Origin of the sequence: Pseudomonas sp. Larv2_ips, from assembly GCF_963879675.1 — a bacterium.
In the GTDB taxonomy this organism is placed as follows: Bacteria; Pseudomonadota; Gammaproteobacteria; order Pseudomonadales; family Pseudomonadaceae; genus Aquipseudomonas.
This window is the reverse complement of sequence record NZ_CAWOAW010000038.1, coordinates 1-238: the sequence shown is the minus strand read 5'-3', so window position 1 is coordinate 238 and position 238 is coordinate 1. Positions and strand designations below refer to the sequence as shown.

The window sequence follows — 238 nt, the reverse complement described above, 5'->3', positions numbered from 1 at the left end:
AACTGGCGGCAACTTCGAGAACTTGGTGCCGAGCACTACACCTGCGGTCACCACGATCACTGATTCGGTTGATACCACCACCGTTACGTTGACGGCGGGCGAGACTGTCACCGAAGGTGGCCAGATCACTTACACCGCAACGCTGACCAACCCTGCACAAACGCCGGTGACGGTCACTTTGAGCAATGGCTCGGTGATTACCATCAAGGCGGGTGAGTCGGTTGGCACGGTGGTGGTG

General features: G+C 58.4%; 1 protein-coding gene. It reads left to right on the top strand.

Annotated features, from left to right (window positions below):
* Positions 1-238, top strand: a 238-nt coding sequence (locus tag AACV02_RS29430; RefSeq protein WP_372239693.1) for an immunoglobulin-like domain-containing protein, incomplete at both ends; no start/stop codon positions are given.